Origin of the sequence: Aneurinibacillus migulanus, from assembly GCF_001274715.1 — a bacterium.
In the GTDB taxonomy this organism is placed as follows: domain Bacteria; phylum Bacillota; class Bacilli; order Aneurinibacillales; family Aneurinibacillaceae; genus Aneurinibacillus; species Aneurinibacillus migulanus.
The window spans coordinates 4,527,055-4,549,681 of the sequence record NZ_LGUG01000004.1 but is presented as its reverse complement, the minus strand read 5'-3'; the positions used below and the strand labels follow the sequence as shown (position 1 = coordinate 4,549,681).

Here is a 22,627-nt window from a genome sequence, read left to right as displayed (position 1 = left end):
ATGAACTGCAAGACCGTGCAACGGCTGCTTGCGGATTATATGGATGGCAAGCTATCTTCAACACAGGAAAAAGAAGTAGAAAAACATCTGGAAGAGTGCGAAGCGTGCCAGGATGAACATGCATTTTACATAGATTCGAACCAAGCATTCCTTCATTCACCCGTCCTGCCTACGACATACGAGCATCTCTCTGTCTCCGATAAAGTAATGGAACGGATTCTGCAAGAGAATAAGTGGGCTTCTCCTGCACCGGAAAGAGCCCGCGAAATTCCGAGACCTCTTAGACAGTGGATTACGGGTCTGGCGATTACTTTATTGCTTGCTTCTTTTCTCCCTGTGTTTATCCTCGGAAAGCAACTGAGCGAAGTTATGCATCCAGCGGCATTTGATACGGCAACAGATATGGTTGCTTCTGCTGAATCACTGCGCTTTTCACCGGAAAAAAACGAAAGTATCCCGACAACTCAATATGGCGTAATTGCTAGCTCAAATGCTCCTATTTCCTACAGTTTGCCGCCGAAAGAGCAACCTTCGCACGTTCATTATGGTCTGCTCTCGGCATTGTTTGGTATACTGGTTACTGTGGTTAGTATGAGTTGGCTTTCGCGCTCGAAGAAACATGCAGGCTGACCGTTCATTGTGGACGGTTTTTCTTTTTGCCGGAGGGTGAACAGATATAGAGCTTGTTTAAAAAGGAAGACAAACAGGGCCGTGAAGTTCAAGGCGCGATAGACCCGAGTGGCGGAGGGGCAACGCAGAAATTCGCAGTTCTGTTTCCTGGACTTTTTGAACATCCTCATACAGGGAGGTTTTTTCATGAGACAACAATGGCAGATACAGCTTGACCGGGCCATCGCGTTATTGGAAGCAGGCGATATTGAAGGCGGGCTTACCGAGCTTGCAGACATTCGGGATAGCCATACGGATGATCCGATTCTGGGGCTGCAGTTGGTAAATATTTATCATGAGTTAGGGCATCACGACGTAGCGCTCGAGATTTTGGAAGGAATGGAAGTGCGACGGTTGGAGTGGGATGACGAAGTTCAAAGAGAAATGAGTGTGTATCGGGCTTCGCTTTATATTGATTTGGACAGATTGCAAGAAGCGATGGACGCCCTTTTACCGATAAAAGAGGCGGGAACGGATGATTACCGTGTATATGCGCTGCTTGGCGAACTGTTTCTCATAGATGGGCTTACGGAGGTGGCGGTTCGCTATTTTGAGCGTGCCGTTGAACTTGAACCGGACAATGAAGAAATTCAGTACTTATTAGGAAAGTTATATGCGGAACAAGGTGAAAACGAACGAGCAATAGAAAAATGGCAACTGCTTGAAGGGTTCGAAGATGAGTCGCAGATTTTGCATGAGCGGGCTCGTTTGGCCGCACGGCAAGGGGAGTTCGAAGAGGCGCTTGCACTATATGAAAAGCTAGATAAAGATGGAAGCGACGCTGAAGCGTTATATGGGGCAGGCATGACGGCATATCAAATCGGCGATTGGCAACGGGCCGTACGTTATCTGGCACGCCTTATCGAAGCGGATGCGGATTATATGGTGGCATACCCGCTATTGGCGGAAGCGTTATGGAAGCTGGGCATGCGTGAGCAAGCTGTGGCCATTTACCGGCAAGCGTTATCGCTTCGTATCGAGGAAGAGAGGCTTCTTCCTGGTTATTTGCGTTTTGTCATTGAATTGAGAAAGTGGGATGAGGCGGCTGAGGCGCTTGCGCGGCTTCGCGAATTGGACGAAGAAGATCCGGTGTACTGGTATTGGCAGGGACGTGTCGCAGAGGCGAAAGGAAAGGTAGAAGATGCTCTCGCTTTTTACGAACAGGCACTGAACGGGGAGGAAACGGTAGCTGATGCACAAGAACGCTATCAAAATTTACTTCGGCACTAAATAAGCAAAAGCAGATTCCCGCGTGTGCGGGAGTCTGCTTTTTACGTTGCAGGTATAAAAAATTCATTCTCTAAGTATACGTTGTTTTTCTTTCGGTCAATACTGGCAGGTAACAGTATCTCCTGAAAGGGGAAATTCGAATGAACCTGGCTGATACGCTTGTCTTTGCTGATATTGGACAACTGCACCAGTTGGCTTCTGCCTGCGGGCTTACATGCAACATCCATTCGAAGCACGAGCTGGTTCAGGGATTGCATAATCGATTGACTTCCTCCGGGTTTTGTCAGGGTTTGCACGATCAGCTCACCTGGGAAGAGAAAAGATTTCTACTTCCTCTTTTGTTTGAGAAGCGAAAGGAATATTCGCGTGAAGCATTGTTAAGCCGAGCAAGAAAAGCATTCAAGGAAGAGATTCGGCACGGTGAACATGAAAAGCTGCTGGATCGCGCATTAGACGGGGGCTGGTTGTTCCGTATTCGAAAATCGTATGCGCTTGTCTACACGATGCCAGATGATCTGCGTCAAAAATGGCGGGAGATTTTTGTTAAAGAAGTGTGTGAAGCTGCATATGGTAATTATACGAGACCCAATGCATACCGCGATGACACATACGCAATGGCGCATGATGTACAGCAACTGCTCAGATACGTGCAGACGAGCCGTGTACCGCTGTCTAAAGAAGGTGTGATGTACCGAAAACAACAGCAGAAATTAATGGAGCTTATGGCCGTGCGTGAAGAGTTAATCGATGGAAAGGAATGGCGTTTCGGATATGGACGAAGGTTCCGGGATTATCCGGATCGTTTGGCGCTGCTATATGATTTTGCGTATCATCAGCAGTGGCTGCAGGAAAGAGAAGAAATATTGACATTGACGGAAGAAGGAGCAAAGCAGACACTGACACAAGAGATAGAACAAGGCGAGAGCGCGGAGCGTCTCATGGCATACTGGCTTTTATCTTACAAAAAAGCAATTCCGACTATTGAAAGCCTATGGATGTTACTTGCCTGTGTTTGTGATGAAGAGTGGCGGGAAGAAGCGAGTCTGATACGTGCGCTGCGAAATTGGGTCCGCCCTTTTTACTATGACGTTGAAGAAGAGGTGATTCGCCGTCGCCTGCTTTCCATGATGGTTCACTTGGGGTTGTTACGGCGAGGAATACACACGCCGGACGTTCCTGTTTATTCGTTAACAAATTGGGGTAAATTTTTATTAAATAAGACACAAAATTGTAAATAATTGAGTACACATTCTACGGACGAGAATATGATGTATAATAGGAAATCTTATTCTCTGCCGGCATAGGGATCGCGGACGGCAGTAAAGATAATTAGTTCAGAAAATTATAACTATTAAAGAGTGAATGTTGAGACGCTCGCTATAGCAGGCAAACGGATAAAAAACGAATCAAAGCGGTGCACATCGAATGGAGGGAAAACAAATGGAAAAGCAAAAACAAAACATTGTAAATCCTTCAACACTGAGTCTTATGGCAGAAATGGTTCTGGATGAAGCTATCCGCAAATATCGAATTGATAATCTTTATAAGAATATTGACGAGGCGTTGGAAGCCGGTGACGAAGCGAGATTCAAGGAGTTGACCGGAGAGTTGAAAGAAGTGCAACGTAAGGCACTTACGTAGCGTGCAAGCAAAGGATATGATAAGCTAAAACCCGGAAACTCCGGGTTTTTTTTTATGATTATATAAAGAGGGGAAGGATGTAACGATGCGTTGGAAAGTAGAAGATATGGAACAAATCATAATGATGGAAGAATACGTGGATACGTTGCTGTATCCGGTGTGCGTATCATCTGAAGAGAAGTGGGATGAGAGCTGGATTAAGGGGCAGTTCTGGCTTGAGAGAGTATGCGGCTATGCAGAACGACAACTGACAGGGCGTTTGTTTTTGTTTCAAACTTTATTTGTCGCAAGAAAAAAGGAAATGAATGAAGGAATTTCCACTACGTTTATCGAACAGAATATTCAGGCACTTATTCAGCGGTTTCCTCACTGTATAGTTGTTACGAATGATAGCACGTTGTCAATAGAACTTATGAAAAAAGGAGTACAAGCCTATGTAGTTGCAGCACCGCCTGAAGAAAAAACGGATACAAAATTATTTCTTGAAAAAGCGTTAAGTGAGAGCAACCGCATTGTGAAAAGCTGCATTGCACTTTGGCAGAATGAATTGAAATGAATTGTGACAAATTATATAACAATAAGCAAAAAGGCACTGGAAACTATAGTGTTTCCTGTATTGCAAATTCTTGACAGTAGGCACCCTTCCATTTATGATGGTTATGTCCTAGTAAAGATGTGTGATAATGTTGCCGTCCATCCGGACGTTATCATAAGGATAGGAGGTTAGAGAGCATGAGTGAACGTAACAACAAAGGGGTATCCAGAAGACAATTCCTCAATTATTGTCTTACTGGAGTCGGCGGGTTTCTAGCAGCTGGGATGTTAGCACCGATGGTTAAGTTCGCAATCGATCCGGCCCTGCAGAAAGCGGGCGCCGAGGGCGGTAAAGTTCCTGTAGCGAGCTTGAGCGAGATTACCGAAGAGCCGAAAAGCATTAGCTTCAAAAAGAAGATTGTGGACGTGTGGACAGGCGAACAGGAAACACCTTTCACGGCCTGGGTCTACAAGCAGGGCGATCAAGTGATTGCGCTTTCACCGATTTGTAAGCATTTGGGCTGTACGGTGAATTGGAATGGGGATGCAAAGTACAAAAACGAGTTCTTCTGTCCGTGTCATTTGGGCCGGTATGAGAAAAACGGAAAGAACATTCCGGGTACACCGCCTATGAAGCCACTCGATCAGTATGAAGTCGAAGTGAAAGATGGCAAAATACTGCTCGGTGAAGTGAAGGCAAACAAGATTGCAGAGGGGGCATAATGTAACATGATCCGCAAAATGTACGATTGGGTCGATGAGCGTCTGAATGTTACCCCGATGTGGCGTGACATCGCGGACCATGAAGTGCCTGAACACGTAAACCCGGCCCACCACTTTTCGGCGTTTGTTTATTGTTTTGGTGGACTTACTTTCTTTATTACCGTTATTCAGATTTTGTCCGGCATGTTTCTGACGATGTATTATGTACCGGATATTATCAATGCGTATGAGTCAGTTAAATACTTGCAGAACGAAGTTGCATTTGGGGTAATCGTTCGTGGTATGCATCACTGGGGGGCAAGTCTAGTTATTGTAATGATGTTCTTACATACATTACGCGTATTCTTCCAGGGAGCTTACAAGCGTCCGCGTGAATTGAACTGGGTTGTTGGGATGTTGATTTTCTTCGTCATGCTTGGACTAGGCTTCACAGGCTATCTTCTTCCGTGGGACAATAAAGCGTATTTTGCGACTAAGGTAGGTATTCAGATTGCGGAGCAGGTTCCGTTTATCGGCGGCTTCATTAAGACGCTGCTGCAGGGTGGACCGATTGTCGGCGCCGAGACGCTTGCACGATTCTTCGCGATTCACGTATTCTTCCTGCCGGGTGCCCTGTTCGCTTTGCTGGGCGCACACTTTATCATGATTCGGAGACAGGGGATCTCTGGACCGCTATAAGATGGAGTTCGATCCATTGACAAGGGGGGTAATTCAATGGCAAAGCACGACAAGACGATAGAGTATGTCGGTGACTCGCGCGTACCCGCAAAGCGAATGCCGAACATCGCTCCGTCTTATGCAGAATTTCCGGGCAAATCCGAGGCGTTCTGGCCAAACTTCTTATTGAAAGAATGGATGGTTGCCGCGGTTGTCTTAATCGCTTTTCTTATTCTTACTATTAGCCATCCGTCACCGCTAGAGGCAAAGGCGGATCCGAATAATGCGTCATATATACCGCTTCCAGATTGGTATTTCTTGTTTCTTTACCAATTGCTGAAGTACCCTTGGCAGTCAGGCAACTGGGTTGTATTTGGGGTAGTGATCGTGCCAGGGATTGCATTCGGAGCACTGGTGCTTGCTCCTTGGCTTGATACGTCTCCGGAGCGCAAACCTTCGAAGCGTCCCGTGGCAACGGGGATTATGCTGCTTTCGATCGTAAGTATTTTCTACCTTACATGGGCCGCGATTGACGAGCACAATCGTCTCCATCCGAAGCCGGCTGCAGGTGCTGGCGGCGCGGCGGCTGCGAAGCCACCGGCTGATTTTAAAGCAGATGAGATTTGGACGAAACAGGCAAGCTGTCAGGGATGTCACGGTGGAAATATGGAGGGTGTATCTGGGCCTCCGTTATGGAATGTAGGCGGACACCTTGACGAGAAAGCCATTCATGATGTGATCGTAAACGGCCGTGGCGCAATGCCGAAGGGTATGTTTAACGGTTCTCCGGAAGAGCTTGACCAGCTTGTTAAATACCTTGCCAGCCTGAAAGGCGATGGCAAAGGCGATGCAGCCGGTGGCGGTGGTACTTCCACTCCTGCTACTGAGGAGAAGAAGCCGGAAGGCGGAGAAGCAGATAAAGGTGGCGCAAGTGCGACGGCTCCGACCGGTGGAACGGCTGAAGAAGGCAAAACGATGGCTAGTAGTCAATGCCTTTCTTGCCATGGTCAAAACCTGGAGGGCGGCATTGGGCCGAGTCTGGCTGGCGTCGTTGATAGGCTTAAGCCGGAAGGTGTGGTAGAAGTGCTGAAGAACGGACGTGGTGGAATGCCGCCACTTGGTGCCGGTTGGTCTGACCAGCAGATGAGCTCTATGATTGAATACTTGACAACAGTGAAGTAATCAAAGTAAAACTTCCATCAGCGGGTGCTTGCCCGTTGGTCCAGGATAAGCAAAAAGCCAGGCGGATTTCCGTCTGGCTTTTTCACATCACCATAGAATGATAAAATAGAAAAGGCTAGTTATTACATAAAGGATGAATACAATATGATAACAGTATGGAATTGGTTTATTGCTTCTTTGCGTACCCGCTGGTTTCTCTGGATGATGATCGTAATTAACGGGCTCGGTTCGATATACGGCTACATCTGGTATGCTTACCAGCTAGAGATGACGTCCCCTGCCTTCCTGCGAATTTTTGTGCCTGATAGCCCGACCGCGAGCACATTATTTACGCTGGTGCTTATTGCAATGCTTGTGGGACGCAGCATACCGGGACTGGAGGCATTTGCTGCCGTGACGAATTTCAAATACGGAGTATGGGCAGTGGCGGTAATTGTGGCTGGTGCTGCGCTGGGTGACCAGCTCAACTGGCAGCATTATATGCTGATGGCGTCGCATGGGGGTATGGCGTTGGAATCTTTATTGTATGCAAGGTTTTATACGTTGCGCTTGCGCCATATTTTGTATGTGGCAGCCTGGACATTACTGAATGATTTGCTTGACTATACGCTCGATATTCATCCATGGCTTGCCGATGAATTGGAGACGTACCACAATGTAGTCGGATGGGCGACTGTAGGGCTGAGTCTGTTTAGCCTGTGGCTTGTCTATGCTTTGGTTCGATTCTATCAACGTACGCAAAGATCGTAAACATATCCTTGTCCTCTCTTTCATACATATGTGGTAAGAGGGGGAGGACGAGTCGTGAAAAAAATCATTGTTCTAGTAGGTGTTATGTTCCTCTGCGCGGTTCTTTACACGGGTTGGTCCGTGCTGGATCATCGCGTCTTCTCCGCCAGAGTACCGGAGCAGACGATGTCAGTATATCAAAAGATGGATGTTCTGTCGCAAGATGTATACCAGTTAGCCAAGGAAGGAAAGTACCCTGAAGCGAAAGAAAAACTTGCAAGTTTGGGAGCGTTGTTTGCAGAGACGAAACCGCCCAAAGGATTATCGATTGAGGCGGTTAACGCGTTGTCTGATACGATTATCAAAGCGAAACGTGCGTTTGCTGCAGTGAAGTTGGAGCCGAACCGTTTACTATGGCATGCTTTACAGATACGTTTGGCAATTGATAGTTTAACACATGAGAAGCAGCCATTATGGAAGAACTACTATAGCTCTTATCAGGAACATATCAACAAAATGATGCTGCTGGGTGCAGGACACAAGCAGGCTGAATTCTCCCAGGCTTTTGCCCAGAATCTACAGCTTTATCAGACGCTAAAGCCCGCTATTACGGTAGCTGCGTCTGCGCAACAGATGGAGGCTTTGTATTCGATTTATAGCTTTTTGCTACAGGAGACGAGAAAGGCGGAATACAATTGGGAAGGAATTACTAATGCCCTTACTGAATTGAATCGTCTTGTAGATGCTATTTTTGTCGGAGAAGATAGGTCCGCTTTTGCACCCGGGATGCCTCCGGATTCCCCACTCCTTATTATTGCGCTCTTTGCATCAGTCGTTCTAACTTCGCTTGGTTATGTGGGATGGAGAAAATATAAGGCAGAGCAGGATGCAAAGAAGAGAAAACGAAGAGAACCATAAATTTGAATTTTTTGGAAAGCGGGGAGCGGGATTAGAAATAGGCCCTGTCTTTCTTGTAAAGAAGCTTTTGGGTCCGCACCATTTTCCCTAAAAAGCGTGCAGGCAAAACACCGTGGTTTTTCCATAAAGGGAGACAGTTGCCTGTAGTATATCGCTTTTGGGGAAATGGTGCTTTATTTTTGTTCCTGTCTCCTGTAAGGTGGAGGACCCGGAAAAGCGCGGGCCTTTCTTTTTCACTCGCTCGGCTACTTACTTTTGCAGTGGTTGTTTCTGCTCATCGAGCGTAAAGCCTTCACCGAACACTTCATGTACATCATTAATAATGATAAATGCATGGGGATCGACTTTATGCACCAGATTTTTGAAACGAACGATTTCATTTCGGCTGACGACGCAATACAGCACTTCCTTGTCAAGACCCGTATAGCCGCCGCGCCCTTTCAGTAGCGTGGCGCCCCGTCCCATCTCTTGCATAATGCGTTGGGAAATATCCACGGCATGATCCGAGATAATCATAATTGCTTTAGCTGCATATGCACCTTCCTGTACGAAGTCGATGACACGGGCTGCCACAAACAGCGCAACAAGTGTGTACATTGCCAAATCGAGATTGAGATAATAAAGCGACAAAGCGATAACGAAGATATCAAAAATAAACATCGTACGGCCGATGCTCCAGCCCAAATATCTATTCACCAATCGTGCCAGGATGTCCACCCCGCCTGTCGTTCCACCAAAGCGGAATACAAGTCCTAGGCCAAGCCCGACCGTTACACCCGCATACAGTGCAGCCAACAGCGTATCGTTCTCCATCGGATGGCGAAATGAAGAGAAAAGGGTCAGGAATACAGATACGCTAACAGTTCCGATAATCGTGTAGACTGCCGACTGCCGACCGAGCATCTTCCAGCCGACGAACAGCAAAGGAATATTCAATACGAGGTTCGTAATGCCCGGATCCCAATCAAGCGTATATTTTAGAAGCAGGGTAATCCCTGTAATGCCGCCTTCTGCTAGCCGGTTAGCGATATTAAAATAGTTAATACCGAATCCCATAATCGCGGAGCCGAGCAGAATGGCAAAAATATTGCGCAGGTGATAGTTCATGTAGTTCCTCCCAGATAAATGCTAGATCATGGATATTATACCGGGAAATTTGTCAATCTTCCACCTCTGCGGTAACATAAGAAATACAGAATATACATATAGCCGCAAAGGGGGGAGCAATATGCCGGACGAGAAGCAATCCATGACAATCGCTGAGATGCAGCGTACAGTCGACGAATACATCGGCCAGTTTAAAGAAGGGTATTTTTCGCCGCTTGCGTTGATGGCCCGATTGACCGAAGAAACTGGTGAATTGGCGCGTGAAGTGAATCATTATTACGGCGAGAAACCGAAACGCAAGGACGAAGCTGAAAATACAATTGATATGGAACTTGCAGATTGTCTTTTCATCCTTGTCTGTTTTGCTAATTCACTTAATATTAACCTGGAAGAGGCCTTTCATGCGATGATGCATAAATTTAATACGCGTGACAAGGACCGGTGGACAAAAATCGACACAGAGTAAATGGCGAGTACATATACTGTATACCATAGGCCAAATCAGGATGTGAGGCAATGGATACAGAGAAAAATCAGGCGGGTAAACACTATATAAAAGAAGCGTATCGTGCGTTGTTCGACCATGATTTCACGCGAGCGGTTCGCGCATTCGAGAAGGCGATACAGTGCGATCCGGCTAATGCGGCGTACTATTTTAAGCTCTCCGTTACGTATGCGAGGAATCAACAGCTGGCCTTGGCTGTCCAGACGATTGAAAAAGCATTGAACTTGGAGCCAAATAACGAAAAGTTCATCCTACAACATAAACGTTTGTCTTGCCGCCGATATACAGAAGAGGCGGTGCAGCGCTTAGAGGATGGAGCAGAGGAGCAGGCGCTTGCTCTCATTGAACGAGCGGTGGCGCTCGATCCGTTATATGTGCGGGCCCATTATGTAGCTGCACAGATTTATTTTCTACGTAGAAGGTATATTGAGGCACGCAAAGCCGCCCGTCAGGCAGTGTGGCTTGACCCGAATTCGGCGGAAGCAAAAACATTGCTTACACGTTGCCGGGAAAAAGTAATAGCAGAGAAAAAAAAGAAGGGGGAGGCATAATAATGGATAAAATTCGTGTAGCGATAGCCGGCCCACGCGGCCGGATGGGATCAGAAGCGGTAAAAATGCTTATGAAGGATGAAGCGCTGCAGTTTGTTTGCGGAGTTGATCCGAAATACAACGGAGAAGACGTAGGTGATGTACTTGGGCTAGGTGCTCTCTCAGCACCTTTTGTGCCGGATGTAAGACAGGCTTTAGAGAAGTACAGACCGGATGTATTAGTCGACTTTACAACTCCGCATGTGGTGAAGCAAAATATGGTAACAGCGATTGAAGCAGGCGTTCGTCCCGTAGTCGGTACAACCGGATTTACACCGGAAGATATTGAAGAGCTGGACAAGTTATGCCGAACATATGGTATCGGCGCTATTATTGCGCCCAATTTTGCCATTGGGGCGGTATTAATGATGAAGTTCGCCCAGGAAGCGGCCAAATATATGCCGCATGTTGAAATTATTGAACAGCACCATGATCAGAAGCTCGATGCTCCGTCCGGAACGGCAGTTAAGACAGCGGAAATGATTCAGGAGGCACGTCAAGAACTAAGACAAGGACATCCAGAGGAAAAGGAAACAATCGAGGGTGCTCGGGGCGGTTATTATAACGGATTCCGTATTCATAGCGTTCGTTTGCCGGGGCTTGTAGCCCATCAGGAAGTAATTTTCGGAGCGGTAGGACAGACGCTAACCATCCGCCATGATTCTATTAACCGCGAGTCGTTTATGCCTGGTGTTAATCTTGCCATTAAGAAAGTCATGGAACATACTGGTCTGATATACGGTCTAGAAAATATTATGGTATAAGAGGGGAAACCATATGAATATTGCACTAATCGCCCATGACAATAAGAAAAACGAGATGGTTAACTTCACAATAGCCTACCGCGATACATTAAACAAGCACACAGTATATGCGACCGGCACAACCGGAACAAAAATTATGGATGCGACAGGGCTGAATATTCAGCGGGTATTATCCGGGCCAATGGGTGGTGATCAGCAAATCGGTGCGTTGATTGCTCAGGATCAGATGGATCTTGTCATCTTCTTGCGCGATCCGTTGACTGCGCAGCCGCATGAACCTGATGTTACTGCGTTGCTTCGGCTATGCGATGTTCACAGTATTCCGCTCGCTACTAACATTGCGACTGCAGAGATGCTGATTCATGCACTTGAACGGGGGAATTTTTCTTGGCGGGAGACTGTCCATAAATATAAAGGAGAGGATCGCGCATGACGGACCATATGCCGGAACCTTTGCATGCGTTGGCCTTTGGCGCACATCCGGATGATGTGGAAATTGGCGCCGGTGGCTTACTGCATAAATGGGTAAAGCAAGAGAAGAAAGTAGGTATCTGTGACCTGACTTATGCCGAAATGTCATCCAATGGAAGCGTAGAGAGGCGTCAGCAGGAGGCGAGCGAGGCTACTCGACTACTCGGATTGCATACTAGGCTTAATCTCGGACTTCCAGATCGAGGGCTTATGCCGGTTCAAGAGCAGATTCAAGTTATTGCCCATACCATTCGTCTGTATCGGCCGCGTATTGTATTGATGCCATATTGGGAGGATAGGCACCCAGACCATGGCATGTGCAGTGTACTGGTCCGTGAAGCTGTGTTTAATGCCAAAATCCGCAAATATGAGACGAATGAGCAAGAGATACTGCCTGCACATAGAGTAGAGCATGTGCTTGCATATTTTATTAATGGGCAGACCGAACCGCAATTTTTACTAGATATTAGCGAAGAGATGGATGTAAAGATGGCGGCGCTTGGCGCTTATCGCTCACAGTTTGAGATGGGGCCCGATTCGGTAGCCACGCCCTTAACGGAGGGGTATCTGGAGCGGGTGCGTGCTAGAGAATACGTATTTGGTCAATCCGCTGGTGTGGCATATGCTGAGGGATTTGTCAGCCATACTCCGTTACTATTGAAAGACTTCCTATAATGAGAGGGAACGAACGATGAAAATCGGAATTACATGTTACCCTTCCGTGGGCGGTTCCGGCGTTGTAGCGACGGAATTAGGCAAGCTGCTGGCGGAAAGAGGACACACCGTACATTTTATTACGTCAGGCATGCCGTTTCGCCTTGGAAAATATTACAGAAATATTTATTTTCATGAGGTGGACGTAAATAGTTACTCGGTATTTCAATATCCCCCGTACGATTTAACACTAGCAAGCCGGATGGCTCAAGTTGCACAGACAGAAAATTTAGATGTATTGCATGTACACTACGCCGTTCCACATGCGATTTCCGCGTATCTAGCCAAGAAGATGGTGGGAGATCGCCTAAAAGTGGTCACCACTCTCCATGGAACAGATATTACGGTGCTTGGGTATGATCATACGCTAAAGGATATTATCCGCTTCGGTATTGAGCATAGCGATGCAGTGACGGCCGTATCGCAAAGCTTAATTAATCAAACGCGGGAAGTGCTGCAGATTAGCAAGCCGATTGATTTGGTCTATAATTTCATCGATAAACGGGAGTATTATCCGCGTGATATGTGTGATGTGCGCGAAGAATATGCACCGAATAAAGAGAAGGTATTCATTCATATCTCCAACTTTCGCAGCGTGAAACGCACGGACGATGTAGTGAGAATCTTCCACCGTATTAAACAGCGTATGCCAGCCAAGCTATTGATGATTGGTGAAGGTCCGGAGTTGCCTGTAGTACGGGAGTTGGCGGCTGAGCTGAATCTTTTGGAAGACGTGATTTTTCTTGGTAAACAGGAAGATATTGCCTGTGTTTTATCGATGGCTGATGTTATGCTGCTGCCGTCCGCTCAGGAAAGTTTCGGTCTGGTGGCGCTAGAAGCGATGGCGTGCGGCAAGCCAGTCATCGCTAGTAACGCTGGAGGGCTACCGGAAGTGGTTAAAGACGGGGAGACAGGTTTTGTTCTTCCGATTGGTGATGTGGAGGGTATGGGTGACAAAGCAGTTGAGCTTATTTCCGATCCTGCCATGTATGAGCGTTTTTCCCGTCAGGCTATAGAGCGAGCATACCATACGTTTTGTCATAAGGATATTACACAGCAGTATGAAGAGGTTTACCGGCGTGTGCTAGCCGAAGAAACGGAGGCGTGCTCCAAGCCGTGATGCAAAGCAATATACTTGAAGCCGGAAAGCAAGTGTTACATGTGCTGGAGAAAGCCGGGTATACAGCATATTTCGTCGGGGGATACGTACGGGATACGTTGCTTGGACGACCGGTGCATGACCTTGATATCGCGACTTCCGCCAGGCCGGACGAAGTGATATCCTTGTTTGCCAGAACAATACCGACAGGGCTTGCACATGGAACAGTGACGGTGCTTCAGGACGGTGTTCCGCTGGAAGTAACGACCTTTCGAACAGAAGCAGGATATGCCGACCATCGCCGTCCGGATGAAGTTCGATTCGTAAGCGATATTACTGAGGACCTGGCACGCCGTGATTTTACAGTGAATGCGATGGCTTTGGATTTGCGTGGAGATGTAGTAGATCCGTTTGGCGGAAGGCAGGATTTGAATGCCCGAATTGTTCGTGCGGTGGGCAAGGCGGATGAGAGATTTGCTGAAGATGCGCTGCGCATGCTGCGCTGCCTGCGCTTTGCAAGCCAACTCGGCTTTTCTATTGATCCGCATACATACGAAGCGATACAAAGGCATGCGCAAGATATTCGTTATGTAGCGGTTGAGAGAATTAGCGCCGAATGGAACAAGGCGCTTGTAGGCCCATACCCGGAGCGAATCGTAACTGGCGTACTGCACACAGGGCTTGCTTCTGCGCTGCCAGGCTTTTGCCAACTGTTTGAAGATAAACATGATTTTACGGATAGGGAGCAAAAACAGTTATGCACAGCGGATGGTCTAGTATTGCGCTGGGCCTATCTGTTTCTTATCTGTAACCGGGAAGCAGAGGTAGAGACGATTCTGCGCGCGCTACGCTGTGAGAAGAAAGTAATCAGAGCATGCCAGCAGATAGTGGATTTAACCAGGAGGCTACATGGCTCACATACGGCAGGCGAGCGGATACGCTGGATACTCGAGCAAGGATTCGAAGCGCTGCATGAAGCTGCGTCGTTATATGCAATTATATATGAAGACGAAAACGTTGTAAGAGAGATGAGACAGCTTTACGAATCTATGCGGATAACGGTGCTTCAGGATTTAGCCATAAACGGCGCTGATTTGCAAAAGGAGATGAATCGTAGAGGCGGTCCATGGGTTCGCGACTTGCTGCTTGAGCTTGCACTGGATGTAAACGAGGGACGGGCAGAAAATGAGCGGCAGGCGTTATTACTCCGAGCGAGGATGATAGTGGATGAAGATACGTGAGAGTTTGTTGCAAATGTTTAAACAGGCAGAGGGAGATTTTTTGTCGGGAGAAGAAATTAGCCGCAGGCTTGGTGTCTCCCGCACTGCTATCTGGAAACATATTGAAGAATTGCGGGAAGAAGGGTATGTATTCGAGGCTGTGCGCCGTTCTGGCTATCGATTGACTTCTACCCCGGATATTATGCTCGCCGAGGAGATTAAAGCGGGTCTTACGACACATATGCTTGGACAGCATGTACATTATTACGCAACGATAGATTCTACCCAGAATAAGTGTCAAGAATTGGCCAAGGCAGGAGCTCCTGAAGGAACGCTTGTTGTCGCGGACGAACAGGTCGGAGGCAAAGGACGGCTAGGTCGCGTATGGCATTCACCGCCCGGAGCGGGCATCTCGATGAGCTTGCTGCTTCGTCCTGCATTAGAGTTACAAAAATGTCCGCAGCTAACGCTACTAACAGCAGTTGCCATCGTTGAGACCTTTCGCGAGTTCTGTGGGATTGGTGCTCAGATTAAATGGCCGAATGATATTCTGATCGACGGTAAGAAAGTATGTGGTATTCTAACTGAACTAAATGCGGAGTCGGACCGTATTCATTTCCTTATTATTGGCATGGGGTTGAATGTAAATACGCTGCCTGAACAATTTCCAGAGGAAGTGCGCGAAGTTGCGACATCGTTACGAATTGCCAAGGGAGAGACCTTGCGGCGCGTGCCGATTATTCAGCAAATTCTGTTCCGACTAGAAGAGCTATACGAATTATATCTTGAGGAAGGATTTGCTCCTGTGAAGAAGCGTTGGGAGCGCTGCGCCATTACGATTGGCAAAAAGGTAACGATCCGTATGCTGCAAGGAGCGCTTTCAGGATATGCGGAAGGTATTGATGATACGGGTGTGCTGCTGGTGCGTCAGGAGGATGGCGTATTAACAAAGGTATATTCAGCTGACGTAGAAATCCATGCGTAAAAAGGATTGCCGAGGCGTTATTCTTGCCTTTATAATGGGGGGTGTCAGGACTGTATCCATACGGAACGGTACCAGGACACCCGAACATTTATTTTGTTGCTGTAGCTGAACGGTACAATAATCAGTAATCTGCTCTGAGCCGATGAGGACCGAGACAGAGGGAATAAGTTGTTACCAGATTTAATCTTGTATTCAATCATGGTTTCCGTACGCCTTCTTCTCTGTTGAAGGCGTTTTTTATATGCCTTTAACAAGCCTTTTTCTTACCGAGTCTGCTCAAAGCGTCAGGGAGGAATGAAAATGGCAGGAAGTTCACCAATTACAACCGCATCTGTAAAAGAGATGAAGCGGGAAGGCCGGCGTATTGTCATGTTGACTGCGTATGATTATCCGGCTGCCAAATTAGCCGACGAAGCCGGCGTTGATATGATTCTCGTTGGAGATTCACTCGGCATGGTGGTGCTTGGTTATGAGTCGACAGTGCCTGTGACCCTCGAAGATATGGTCCATCATACGAAAGCGGTTACGCGGGGGGCCAAGCATGCATTTGTAGTCACGGACATGCCGTTTCTCACTTATCATGGCACGGTTGAGGAAGCGTTGCGTAACGCAGGGCGCATCATGCAGGAAGGCCTAGCGAAAGCAGTTAAAATTGAAGGGGGAGCAGAGCTTGCGCCGCTCATCCGCCGCTGTACGCAGGCTGGTATCCCAGTAGTGGGACATCTCGGATTAACACCGCAATCCGTTCACCAGTTGGGGGGCTACAAAGTACAGGGAAAAACGCCAGAAGCCGCACAGAAACTGCTGGACGATGCTTTAGCGCTGGAAGAAGCGGGCGCGTTCGCCCTTGTAATGGAATGTGTGCCAAAGCAGTTGGCGGAATTGGTGTCACGTAAGCTTTCCATTCCGACCATCGGCATTGGTGCTGGTGCCGGTTGCGACGGACAAGTATTGGTGTACCACGATATACTGTCTTATGGAAGTGAGCATGTACCGAAGTTCGTCAAGAAATACGGGGATGCCGGTAGCCTTATTAAACAAGCGATTACACAGTATGCAGATGAAGTGCGGAGCGGAGCGTTTCCGCAGGATGAGCATACTTTCACGATGAAGGAAGAAATGTTGGAGAGATTATACGGAGAAGGTGTCAAAATATGAGAACGGTTTCCTCTATTCAAGAGCTACGCGCTTCCCTACACAAAGTACGTCCACAAACGATCGGATTCGTTCCGACGATGGGGTATTTGCATGAAGGGCATCTGAGTTTGGTTGATAAGGCGAAAGAGACGGCTGATGTGGTCGTGATGAGCATCTTCGTTAATCCGCTGCAATTTGGACCGAATGAGGATTTGGCGAACTATCCGCGCGATATTGAAAGAGACAGCCGTCTTGCTGAATCCCGCGGTGTGGATATCTTGTTTTTCCCATCGGTAGAAGAGATGTACCCGCCTGGGAGTAAAACGAACGTCTCTGTGCAAGACATTACTGAATCGATGTGCGGCGCGTCCCGTCCGGGTCACTTCGACGGCGTGACTACGGTGGTGGCCAAGTTGTTCAATATCATACAGCCGGATTACGCATTTTTCGGCATGAAAGATGCACAGCAAGTAGCGGTCGTGATGCAAATGGTTCGTGATCTAAACATGCCGATAGAAGTGGTGCCATGTCCGATCGTACGCGAGGCGGATGGTCTTGCGCTCAGTTCACGCAATGTGTATTTATCACCGGAAGAAAGAAGGCAAGCGCTTGTATTATCGCGTGCTTTACGGCAAGTACAGAGTATGGTCGGACTGGGAGAACGAAATGTGGAGAAGCTTCGTACGGCTATAGAGAAGGTCATCCAAGAAAGTCCACTGGCAAGCATTGATTATATCGAAATTCGTAGTTATCCCGGGCTTATGCCGCTAGAAGAGCTGCATGGGGATTGCATTGTCGCGCTTGCCGTTCGTTTCGGGAATACCCGCCTAATTGATAACATTATGCTTGTGGCAAGTCAGGAGGAGGCAGCATGTTCCGTACAATGATGAAAGCAAAAATCCATCGAGCAACTGTAACGGAAGCCAATCTGAATTATGTGGGAAGTATCACCATTGACCGCAATATTATGGATGCGGTAGATATTTTGCCCAACGAAAAAGTGCAGATTGTTAATAATAATAATGGGGCTCGCTTGGAAACATATGTAATCGAAGGGGAGCGCGGCAGTGGGGTTATTTGTCTCAATGGTGCGGCGGCCCGTCTAGTGCAGCCGGGTGATGTCGTTATCATTATTTCTTATGCCATGATGAGTGAAGAGGAAGCTAAGGCACACCGACCGAAAGTCGCCATTATGGATGAAAATAATGGTATCGTCGAAATGCTTGGCGAAGAAATTCACGCTACGATTTATTAAATGTAAGACATATAAAGTGTACAAAAAGGACTCGTGGCCATGCCCACGAGTTTTTCTTATTTGCTTTTATAATTCTTCTGCCTTTGTGCCACACTGAAACTATATCACAGTTGACGTGAAAGGTGGCGGAAGTATGCTACTGTCGTATTATTTTGCCGGGTTGAATGAGAGGATCGGGAAGATTAAGGAACGCATGGCGGTGGCGCAGGAAGAAGAGAAGACGAAACTGTACCATACCGTTCTGCAATTGCGCCAAATTAGTGATAAAGTAGTGGAGGAATGGCTGAACTTTGAAGAGCAGCTGGTAGAGGTTCAGCGCATGTTTGAAAGCATGGGGGGGGAGCCTTTCGATGCTTTGGAATTGCAATCAGTAGATGAAGAAACGGAAGACGTACAGGAGATTTATCTTCCATATCCGTTAGCTGCCCAATTCCGTCGAGGACAAGGCTACTTTATGTTATCCATGTACCGGGAAGCGGTCGAATCGTTCAACCAGGTAATCGAAGAAGCACCTGATGTTGCTGTGGCCCGTTTGTATCTTGCCTTCGGCTTTCTTATGTCTGGACGGCTGGACATGGCATACCGGCAGTTCCGCCTGCTTACCGAAACGTGTGAACATGCCTTTATCCGTGCCGCTTCGTATAATGCATTAGGCTGTATTTCCGCATTGGAAAACAATGCTGAACAAGGATTGCTTTGGTTTGAACATGCGCTTGCCATGTTTCCAGATTTAACGGATGCAACATACAATCAGGCACTAACCTTGTATCAGCTCAGAAGGTATAAAGAAGCTGCAGAAGCATGTGCCTCGCTTCTGGAAAAAGAAAAGGACGATGTGGAAGCGTTACTCCTCGCAAGTGCCAGCCACGCCAAAAGCAAGCATACGGAGGAAGCTTGCGAATTACTGGGACGGGCGGAAGCGATCGCACGCCAGGCAAAGCACCGTAAAAGGATTGCCTGTGCATATGAACAATTGGGGCGATTTATGGACGCAGCTCGCTGTTATAGGGAGTTGCTGCCTGATTATCGAAATGATGCCTCTGTCTGGCATGGTCTGGGCTGGTCATTATGGCAGAATGGACAGGCAGACAAAGCACTTTCTTGTTTAAAATGTGCTTTGACGCTGGCTCCGGAGCAGCCGGATTACGCCTGCTCGTATGCATGGGTATTGCTATGCGAGGGAGAGTGCGGGCGTGCGGGGCGTATATTTGAGCGCATTGCCCGAAAATATAATCAGCCGCTGGCCTGGGCAGGGATGGTGGAGGCGCTGCTTAAGCAGCAACGAATTTCAGAAGCGCAAGCGCTAATCGATGGTCTGCTGGCTGCGGAAGTTAGCCATGTGCGTACGCTGGGACATTATTTGCAGGGACGGATTCTTTTACTTCAAGGTAAACGAGAAGAAGCACTGCCGCACTTTTCGGCAAGTCATGCAGCTGGCGGTATTCGTGAAAGCGGCCTGTATGCCGGACTTTTACACTACACCGACGGCGCATACGAAGAGGCATACGAACGATGGAAAGAATGGATGCCGGCTCCGTAAAAGCCGGTTTTTCTTTTTTTTTATTGCACTTCCCTCGTAAGTAATAGAAAATAATAAGTGGATCCTTGTCTGCGAAAACGTGATGAAGCGGAAGAGTTTGAGGTGAAGCATTTGAACACTTTTGTTGTGGTCGATTTTGAGACAACAGGCAATCGGCCAAAAGAGGGAGACAGGATTATACAAATCGGCGCTGTTCTTGTTCGTGATGGAGAAATTGCTGAACGTTTCTCTACACTGGTGAATCCACGAGCCGATATTCCCCCCTTTATAGAAAAATTGACAGGCATTAATGATGAGATGGTAGCGGATGCTCCACCCATCGAAGATGCGATACCTTCGTTGTTAAAGATGCTAGACGGGGCTACTTTTGTAGCTCATAATGTTTTTTTTGATTTATCGTTTTTACAAAATGCATTGCATGAAGCCGGATACCATCCGTTTACGGGCCCGCTCCTTGACACGGTGGAACTGTCGCGTTTGTTGCTGCCGGGTCAGGAAGGATATCGGCTCTCTGATTTATCCGTCGGGCTCGATATTATGCACGATCGGCCGCACCAGGCCGATTCCGATGCGGAAGCGACAGCTTATATCCTGCTGCATCTGCTCGATAAGCTGGAGAGCATGCCGCTTGTTACTCTTCAGCATCTTCAACGGTTAAGCCGACCGTTCCATTCTGACGTACAGACCCTTCTGTCTGATATCGAGCAGCGGAAGATTCGTCAAGGCGCATATGAACCATCTACGGACCTGGAAGTTGTGCATCAGATTTGCTTAAAGAAACGAACAACGGTCGAAAAAAAATCCGGCCGCTCTCTTGAAGAGACGATGGATTTTGACGCTTTCGCCGATACCCTGTTCGGGGAACGGGGCGTGTTGAAAGAGCATATGCCTGGATTCGAGTTGCGCCCCGCCCAGGTTACGATGATGAAGCAAGTATACGATTCGTTTGATTCCGGCCGCCATCTTATGATTGAAGCGGGAACCGGAACAGGAAAATCGCTTGCGTACTTAATTCCGGCCGTATTCTGGGCCAAGCGGCAGGAAGAGACGGTTGTCATCTCGACGCATACCATTCAGTTACAGGAACAGATGTATTCGCGTGATTTACCGATTTTGCAAGCAATTTTTGGCGATGATGCTCCCCGTATTTCTGTATTAAAAGGCAGGAATAACTATTTGTGTCTGCGAAAGTTTTCACATAGTCTGCAGGAGGAGCACGATAACTATGATGTGCAGCTTAGCAAATCGCAGATGCTTGTCTGGTTGACGGAGACGGAGACAGGGGACATGGAAGAATTAAATCTGCCTTCTGGTGGTCAGGTATACTGGAAGCAGGTGCAAAGCGACGCTGGCTCATGCTTGAACCGACAGTGTCCATGGTTCTCACGCTGTTATTACCATCAGACACGGCGCAAGGCGCAGCAAGCCGAGGTTATTGTAACCAATCATTCGCTTCTGTTCACTGATATGGGTGCCGAACACCGTATTATTCCTTCCTATAAATATGCGGTGATTGATGAAGCCCATCATTTTGATGATGTGGCGAGCCGACATCTTGGGGATTCGATTTCCTCTTATCAGCTCGAAGGAATGTTGCACCGGTTGTACCCGGACCGGGGAGTAGGGCTTCTTGAAGAAGTTGAAGAAGCGGTACGCGGATGGAACACAGCAAGCTATGAAGAGAGCAAACATGCGATTGAGACTGCTTATCAGCAGATACGCGAAGGCAAAGAGACCATTCGTGAGATGTATACTCTTCTCTATCAGTGGTCGCATCAGCGGGCCAAGGAAGGCGAAGAAATCGGGCATACCGTTATGCGTTATAGGCAGGAGAATCTTGATAGCCGCTGGGGCCGAGCCGTAGTTTCAGCCGTGCGCAATAGCGTAGATTTACTGCTTACTATCGGAAAAAAGCTGGAGGCGATTTACGCCGACATTCATGGTGATGACGTGCCTTTGGGCATGAAGAGCCTGGTGACCGATTTAAACGGTATGGTTAAGGATTGTTTGGAATATGCTTCCTTGCTGCATGATATGCTATTAACAGAGGATGATGACCATGTGTATTGGATTGAACTGGATACACGCAGTACGCGTAAAAACATCTTTTTACATCGAGTGCCGATCAATGTGTCCAGTTTGCTGCGCGAACAGTTTTTTGATAAAAAAGAGAGCGTAATTCTTACCTCGGCGACACTGAGCGTTAATTCCTCCTTCGCCTATGCAACAGAGAGATTTGGACTTGCTGACTTATTGAAGGAAGATGGCGTGGATACAGCGGTGCTAGCCTCTCCTTTCGATTACAAAAAACAGACGCTCGTATGCATCCCAAGTGAAATTCCGAATATCAAAGGAGCGTCCGAGCGCCATTTTACAGAGGCGTTGATAGATTCCTTATCGCAGGTAGCGGTAACGACGAAAGGGCGGATGCTTGTACTGTTCACATCGTATGCGATGCTCCGCAGTGTATATGAGCCACTGAAGGAAAGGCTGAAGGAGGCCGAGATTACTGTTCTCGGTCACGGAATGGATGGCACAAGCCGTAGCAAGCTGACCAAACAATTCCGTTCGCTCCCTGCTTGTGTGCTGCTCGGCACAAGCAGCTTCTGGGAAGGTGTGGACATCCCAGGCGAGGATTTGTCCTGCTTGGCCATTGTCCGGCTGCCTTTCGTACCACCGAATCATCCACTCGTTGAGGCACGTAACCAGCAGCTTGAAGAGCAGAAGAAAAACCCGTTTATGCAGCTGTCCGTTCCACAGGCGGTTATTCGATTCAAGCAGGGATTTGGCCGACTTGTCCGTACTAGCACGGACCGGGGAATCGTACTCATCTATGACAGGCGTGTTATTGATGCGCGTTACGGAAGAGTCTTCCTTAAGTCTTTGCCTGAGACGAACGTGCTCATTCAGCCGACAGGGCAATTGCTTTCGGAGATTTCTGATTGGCTTGCATAGAA

At 47.8% G+C, this 22,627-nt stretch carries 24 protein-coding genes and 1 pseudogene; 24 read left to right on the top strand and 1 reads right to left on the bottom strand.

Annotation, left to right across the window (positions count from 1 at the left end; genetic code table 11):
- From AF333_RS23700 to AF333_RS23655, 11 genes and pseudogenes are all read left to right on the top strand, one after another.
- Positions 1-630 (top strand): anti-sigma factor family protein, encoded by a 630-nt coding sequence (locus AF333_RS23700; protein WP_043067909.1) that lies wholly within the window; start codon positions 1-3, stop codon positions 628-630.
- Between the two features lie 186 nt (positions 631-816).
- On the top strand, positions 817-1,899 hold the full coding sequence (locus AF333_RS23695) for a tetratricopeptide repeat protein (RefSeq protein WP_043067908.1): 1,083 nt from the start codon (positions 817-819) through the stop codon (positions 1,897-1,899).
- Positions 1,900-2,039: 140 nt separating this feature from the next.
- A complete protein-coding gene (locus tag AF333_RS23690) occupies positions 2,040-3,137 on the top strand; it encodes a hypothetical protein (protein WP_052520557.1) in 1,098 nt (365 codons plus the stop codon).
- Between the two features lie 187 nt (positions 3,138-3,324).
- On the top strand, positions 3,325-3,540 hold the full coding sequence (locus AF333_RS23685; RefSeq protein WP_407638663.1) for an IDEAL domain-containing protein: 216 nt from the start codon (positions 3,325-3,327) through the stop codon (positions 3,538-3,540).
- An 85-nt stretch (positions 3,541-3,625) separates the two neighbouring features.
- Positions 3,626-4,096, top strand: a complete 471-nt coding sequence (locus tag AF333_RS23680; protein ID WP_043067906.1) for a DUF2487 family protein — start codon at positions 3,626-3,628, stop codon at positions 4,094-4,096.
- A gap of 176 nt (positions 4,097-4,272) precedes the next feature.
- Positions 4,273-4,797, top strand: a complete 525-nt coding sequence (locus AF333_RS23675; protein WP_043067905.1) for a ubiquinol-cytochrome c reductase iron-sulfur subunit — start codon at positions 4,273-4,275, stop codon at positions 4,795-4,797.
- Positions 4,798-4,803: 6 nt separating this feature from the next.
- On the top strand, positions 4,804-5,475 hold the full coding sequence (qcrB, locus tag AF333_RS23670; protein WP_021622606.1) for a menaquinol-cytochrome c reductase cytochrome b subunit: 672 nt from the start codon (positions 4,804-4,806) through the stop codon (positions 5,473-5,475).
- A 36-nt stretch (positions 5,476-5,511) separates the two neighbouring features.
- A pseudogene (locus tag AF333_RS23665) lies at positions 5,512-6,285 on the top strand (c-type cytochrome); the annotation flags it as partial.
- The gene (locus tag AF333_RS36995; protein ID WP_255322194.1) at positions 6,280-6,636 is read left to right on the top strand and encodes a c-type cytochrome; all 357 of its coding nucleotides are present in this window, start codon (positions 6,280-6,282) and stop codon (positions 6,634-6,636) included. The pseudogene AF333_RS23665 and the gene AF333_RS36995, both read left to right, overlap by 6 nt.
- A 144-nt stretch (positions 6,637-6,780) precedes the next feature.
- The gene (locus AF333_RS23660; protein WP_043067904.1) at positions 6,781-7,386 is read left to right on the top strand and encodes a DUF1405 domain-containing protein; all 606 of its coding nucleotides are present in this window, start codon (positions 6,781-6,783) and stop codon (positions 7,384-7,386) included.
- 54 nt (positions 7,387-7,440) lie between these two features.
- Positions 7,441-8,283, top strand: coding sequence for a sporulation protein YpjB (locus tag AF333_RS23655; RefSeq protein ID WP_043067903.1), 843 nt, complete (start codon positions 7,441-7,443; stop codon positions 8,281-8,283).
- Positions 8,284-8,532: 249 nt separating this feature from the next.
- On the opposite strand, the gene AF333_RS23650 is transcribed toward AF333_RS23655, so the two are convergent.
- Positions 8,533-9,390 (bottom strand): YitT family protein, encoded by an 858-nt coding sequence (locus tag AF333_RS23650; RefSeq protein ID WP_043067902.1) that lies wholly within the window; start codon positions 9,388-9,390, stop codon positions 8,533-8,535.
- A 121-nt stretch (positions 9,391-9,511) separates the two neighbouring features.
- Here AF333_RS23650 and AF333_RS23645 point away from each other — a divergent pair, with 121 nt between their 5' ends.
- From AF333_RS23645 to dinG, 13 genes are all read left to right on the top strand, one after another.
- The gene (locus AF333_RS23645; RefSeq protein WP_043067901.1) at positions 9,512-9,856 is read left to right on the top strand and encodes a nucleotide pyrophosphohydrolase; all 345 of its coding nucleotides are present in this window, start codon (positions 9,512-9,514) and stop codon (positions 9,854-9,856) included.
- A gap of 50 nt (positions 9,857-9,906) precedes the next feature.
- The gene (locus AF333_RS23640; RefSeq protein WP_043067900.1) at positions 9,907-10,446 is read left to right on the top strand and encodes a tetratricopeptide repeat protein; all 540 of its coding nucleotides are present in this window, start codon (positions 9,907-9,909) and stop codon (positions 10,444-10,446) included.
- A gap of 2 nt (positions 10,447-10,448) precedes the next feature.
- Positions 10,449-11,249: a 4-hydroxy-tetrahydrodipicolinate reductase gene (gene dapB / locus AF333_RS23635; protein ID WP_173585741.1), complete on the top strand. Its 801-nt coding sequence runs from the start codon at positions 10,449-10,451 to the stop codon at positions 11,247-11,249.
- A 13-nt stretch (positions 11,250-11,262) separates the two neighbouring features.
- Positions 11,263-11,682 (top strand): methylglyoxal synthase, encoded by a 420-nt coding sequence (gene mgsA, locus AF333_RS23630; protein WP_043067899.1) that lies wholly within the window; start codon positions 11,263-11,265, stop codon positions 11,680-11,682.
- Entirely contained in the window at positions 11,679-12,395 is a 717-nt protein-coding gene (gene bshB1, locus AF333_RS23625; RefSeq protein WP_235355982.1) for a bacillithiol biosynthesis deacetylase BshB1, read from the top strand. The genes mgsA and bshB1 overlap by 4 nt, the downstream gene beginning before the upstream one ends.
- A 16-nt stretch (positions 12,396-12,411) precedes the next feature.
- Positions 12,412-13,554: an N-acetyl-alpha-D-glucosaminyl L-malate synthase BshA gene (bshA, locus tag AF333_RS23620; protein ID WP_043067898.1), complete on the top strand. Its 1,143-nt coding sequence runs from the start codon at positions 12,412-12,414 to the stop codon at positions 13,552-13,554.
- The gene (locus tag AF333_RS23615) at positions 13,554-14,774 is read left to right on the top strand and encodes a CCA tRNA nucleotidyltransferase (RefSeq protein ID WP_043067897.1); all 1,221 of its coding nucleotides are present in this window, start codon (positions 13,554-13,556) and stop codon (positions 14,772-14,774) included. The genes bshA and AF333_RS23615 overlap by 1 nt, the downstream gene beginning before the upstream one ends.
- Positions 14,761-15,738, top strand: a complete 978-nt coding sequence (locus tag AF333_RS23610; RefSeq protein ID WP_043067896.1) for a biotin--[acetyl-CoA-carboxylase] ligase — start codon at positions 14,761-14,763, stop codon at positions 15,736-15,738. Before AF333_RS23615 ends, AF333_RS23610 begins: the two co-directional genes overlap by 14 nt.
- A gap of 300 nt (positions 15,739-16,038) precedes the next feature.
- Entirely contained in the window at positions 16,039-16,896 is an 858-nt protein-coding gene (panB, locus tag AF333_RS23605; protein WP_043067895.1) for a 3-methyl-2-oxobutanoate hydroxymethyltransferase, read from the top strand.
- On the top strand, positions 16,893-17,762 hold the full coding sequence (gene panC, locus AF333_RS23600) for a pantoate--beta-alanine ligase (RefSeq protein ID WP_043067894.1): 870 nt from the start codon (positions 16,893-16,895) through the stop codon (positions 17,760-17,762). The genes panB and panC overlap by 4 nt, the downstream gene beginning before the upstream one ends.
- Positions 17,747-18,130 (top strand): aspartate 1-decarboxylase, encoded by a 384-nt coding sequence (panD, locus tag AF333_RS23595; RefSeq protein ID WP_043067893.1) that lies wholly within the window; start codon positions 17,747-17,749, stop codon positions 18,128-18,130. The genes panC and panD overlap by 16 nt, the downstream gene beginning before the upstream one ends.
- A 133-nt stretch (positions 18,131-18,263) precedes the next feature.
- The gene (locus tag AF333_RS23590) at positions 18,264-19,670 is read left to right on the top strand and encodes a tetratricopeptide repeat protein (protein WP_043067892.1); all 1,407 of its coding nucleotides are present in this window, start codon (positions 18,264-18,266) and stop codon (positions 19,668-19,670) included.
- A 57-nt stretch (positions 19,671-19,727) separates the two neighbouring features.
- The gene (gene dinG / locus AF333_RS23585; RefSeq protein WP_080787911.1) at positions 19,728-22,625 is read left to right on the top strand and encodes an ATP-dependent DNA helicase DinG; all 2,898 of its coding nucleotides are present in this window, start codon (positions 19,728-19,730) and stop codon (positions 22,623-22,625) included.
- Positions 22,626-22,627: the final 2 nt, after the last annotated feature.

Coding starts and splice junctions, on each gene's coding strand:
- AF333_RS23700 (WP_043067909.1), top strand. CDS start 1: ATGAACTGCAAGACCGTGCAACGGCTGCTTGCGGATTATATGGATGGC.
- AF333_RS23695 (WP_043067908.1), top strand. CDS start 817: ATGAGACAACAATGGCAGATACAGCTTGACCGGGCCATCGCGTTATTG.
- AF333_RS23690 (WP_052520557.1), top strand. CDS start 2,040: ATGAACCTGGCTGATACGCTTGTCTTTGCTGATATTGGACAACTGCAC.
- AF333_RS23685 (WP_407638663.1), top strand. CDS start 3,325: ATGGAGGGAAAACAAATGGAAAAGCAAAAACAAAACATTGTAAATCCT.
- AF333_RS23680 (WP_043067906.1), top strand. CDS start 3,626: ATGCGTTGGAAAGTAGAAGATATGGAACAAATCATAATGATGGAAGAA.
- AF333_RS23675 (WP_043067905.1), top strand. CDS start 4,273: ATGAGTGAACGTAACAACAAAGGGGTATCCAGAAGACAATTCCTCAAT.
- qcrB (WP_021622606.1), top strand. CDS start 4,804: ATGATCCGCAAAATGTACGATTGGGTCGATGAGCGTCTGAATGTTACC.
- AF333_RS23660 (WP_043067904.1), top strand. CDS start 6,781: ATGATAACAGTATGGAATTGGTTTATTGCTTCTTTGCGTACCCGCTGG.
- AF333_RS23650 (WP_043067902.1), bottom strand. CDS start 9,390: ATGAACTATCACCTGCGCAATATTTTTGCCATTCTGCTCGGCTCCGCG.
- AF333_RS23645 (WP_043067901.1), top strand. CDS start 9,512: ATGCCGGACGAGAAGCAATCCATGACAATCGCTGAGATGCAGCGTACA.
- AF333_RS23640 (WP_043067900.1), top strand. CDS start 9,907: ATGGATACAGAGAAAAATCAGGCGGGTAAACACTATATAAAAGAAGCG.
- dapB (WP_173585741.1), top strand. CDS start 10,449: ATGGATAAAATTCGTGTAGCGATAGCCGGCCCACGCGGCCGGATGGGA.
- mgsA (WP_043067899.1), top strand. CDS start 11,263: ATGAATATTGCACTAATCGCCCATGACAATAAGAAAAACGAGATGGTT.
- bshB1 (WP_235355982.1), top strand. CDS start 11,679: ATGACGGACCATATGCCGGAACCTTTGCATGCGTTGGCCTTTGGCGCA.
- bshA (WP_043067898.1), top strand. CDS start 12,412: ATGAAAATCGGAATTACATGTTACCCTTCCGTGGGCGGTTCCGGCGTT.
- AF333_RS23615 (WP_043067897.1), top strand. CDS start 13,554: ATGCAAAGCAATATACTTGAAGCCGGAAAGCAAGTGTTACATGTGCTG.
- AF333_RS23610 (WP_043067896.1), top strand. CDS start 14,761: ATGAAGATACGTGAGAGTTTGTTGCAAATGTTTAAACAGGCAGAGGGA.
- panB (WP_043067895.1), top strand. CDS start 16,039: ATGGCAGGAAGTTCACCAATTACAACCGCATCTGTAAAAGAGATGAAG.
- panC (WP_043067894.1), top strand. CDS start 16,893: ATGAGAACGGTTTCCTCTATTCAAGAGCTACGCGCTTCCCTACACAAA.
- panD (WP_043067893.1), top strand. CDS start 17,747: ATGTTCCGTACAATGATGAAAGCAAAAATCCATCGAGCAACTGTAACG.
- AF333_RS23590 (WP_043067892.1), top strand. CDS start 18,264: ATGCTACTGTCGTATTATTTTGCCGGGTTGAATGAGAGGATCGGGAAG.